This is a genomic window from bacterium, from assembly GCA_040753555.1.
In the GTDB taxonomy this organism is placed as follows: domain Bacteria; phylum UBA9089; class UBA9088; order UBA9088; family UBA9088; genus JBFLYE01.
The window spans coordinates 1-2330 of sequence record JBFMDZ010000278.1; the positions used below are offsets into that span (position 1 = coordinate 1).

The 2330-nt window shown below is 35.0% G+C and carries 1 protein-coding gene; it reads right to left on the minus strand.

Going from position 1 to position 2330, the window contains the following annotated elements; genetic code table 11:
* Window positions 1-536: 536 nt before the first annotated feature.
* Entirely contained in the window at window positions 537-2090 is a 1554-nt protein-coding gene (locus AB1630_12440; GenBank protein MEW6104600.1) for an HD domain-containing phosphohydrolase, read from the minus strand.
* Between the last annotated feature and the right edge of the window lie 240 nt (window positions 2091-2330).

A 2330-nucleotide genomic window follows, 5' to 3' on the forward strand; every position in this document is an offset into this window, starting at 1 on the left:
AAGGTAAAATCTCCACCCAGGATAATTAGGGAAGTGAAATAGAGAAATCAATCAATATGTAGTGACAATCTCAAAAATTAAGTGTAATAATATCAATATGTTATGAATTTTGCTGTTGAATGCAGGTCATTAAGTAAAAATTAGTCTATACCATAAACCTCTTTAATAGGAGCATATTCAGCCCATTCTTCTACTAAGGTAAAGTGGTTTAAGACGAAAGGAGACGATTACAAACAAGAACCTCTATTGCCTTTCCTATAGCTTACTATCTGTTGTTTATCAGCCGGGCAGATACGGTCAATAATCTCTGCAATATTCATCTTATCAAGGACTTATCTTAAGAAGGACTAAAGAGCCAATTGTTTTGGAGAAAAACTTGATTTTGTCTTCTTAAAATATCTTCTATCATTCTATCTATTATATATATCGGTTTTTAAGAGGGTTAAACTTTAGATTTTTTTTGGAAATTCAATTCCTATTGTAAATAAGAGCGGAAAATGGAAAATTAATGGCTCAAGGGTCATTGGTATATTATTTTACACATACGCTGCAACCTTTATTTTGTTTTCAAGCCAGCCTTTGAGGAATGCCTTAACTATAGTAGGATCAAATTGGCTTCCAACACCCTCTTTTAGCTCTGCAAGGGCTGCATCTGGAGACATTGCCTTTCTATATGGCCTGTCAGAAAGCATAGCGTCAAAGGCATCACAGACAGCCAAAATTCTTGCACCCAATGGAATCTGCTCGCCCTTTAGCTTTCCATAGCCACCGCCTCCGAATTTTTCATGGTGATAGCAAATAATGGGAAGCATATTCTGGAATGTCTTGAATGAGCGAAGGATATCCTCTCCTACCGTAGGATGGAGCTGAATCATAGCAAATTCCTCCTTTGATAGCTTCCCCTGTTTATTTAAAATCTCATCTGGAACTGTCATCTTTCCTATATCATGGAGTAGGGCGGCATCACAGATAAGGTCTGTATCGTCCTTTGAAAGGCCAAGTGTTTCACATACAGACTTAGCATAAATAGCAACCCTTCCTGAATGACCTGCTTGGTATTTTTGCTTTCCCTCCATTGTTTCAATGAGAGAGGTCATTGTGTTAAAAAATGTCCTCTCAAGCTCTTCAAAGAATATAGCATGGGAAAAACCGAGCTTTGCATGCTTTGCTATCTTTTCAAAAAGCTCCTTTTCCTTTGCATCAAAAGGCTTTTCACTTGATACACCCAATATTATTGTTTTTTCATTTAAGGGTAAAATAGAGACAAGAAAGAAGTATGATTTTGCCTTTTCTGCGCTTGTAAACATACCCCCTTTTGATACCTTTACATTTTCCCTTTCAAGGGAAGGAAAAACATCTAATACAGCCTTATAAAGATCATCATAAAACCCTTCAGAAAGAAGAATATTCGCTTTGGTATAAAGATTTCCCTCTTTACCATCCCAGACAATACAAAAATTACCCTCAATGGGAATTGCCTCCTTCATTATATCAAAAAATGTATCATTCGTTTGAGCAGTATCCATAAATGAAAATGATAGTGCCTGTTCTATTTTTTGACTAAAGGTAATCTCTTGTATCTGTTTATTCAAAAGGGCATTTACCTGGACTAAAGCATCTTTTGAAATTTTAAACCTCTCCATAGAAGATTTAATCTCCTGTATTTCTTTTTCTTTTTCCTGAAGCTTTTTTTCAAGCTTCTCTACCTCAATTTGTGCTTTTTCGCTTATGCCTATCTTTTTCTTTGCAAGTTCATCAATTAAAAGAAAAAGCTCTTCTTCCTTCAGGGGTTTTTTTATCCTTCCTTCTATATTTAGGCTTGCATCAATAAATACCTTTTTGTCAGCAGGCTCCATAAGGATTATTGGTATATTTGAATATTTTTCATCGCCCCTTAAAAGATAGCAAAGCTGATGACCATCCAGCTCAGGAAGGAATGCATTTAGAATAAGGAGATTTGGATGGACAACTGATATCTTTTCAAGGCAGGATACACCGTCTGTTACAAATTCTACCTCATCACCCCTCTTTTTTAAAATGGCCATAGTTACATCAATGCTGTTTTTCTCTTCAGCCAAAAATATCTTCATATACCTTTAGTGTAGAATAAATCTGCTATTTTTGTCAAGAAACAGCGATATTCTTCCTCTTCTATAATATATCGGCATTTTCTTTTATTTTCTTTAGAAAAATTTTTCTTCTAATCGCTTACTTGACAAAAATGCAAAATCTTTTTATCATTAAGAGAATGGAGAATAGTGTGGTTAAGGATTATGCCCAAAATCTCATTAAGTTTTTAGCAAATGGAAAAAAAACAAAGGTGAGGATAA

Coding starts and splice junctions, on each gene's coding strand:
- AB1630_12440 (MEW6104600.1), bottom strand. CDS start 2,090: ATGAAGATATTTTTGGCTGAAGAGAAAAACAGCATTGATGTAACTATG.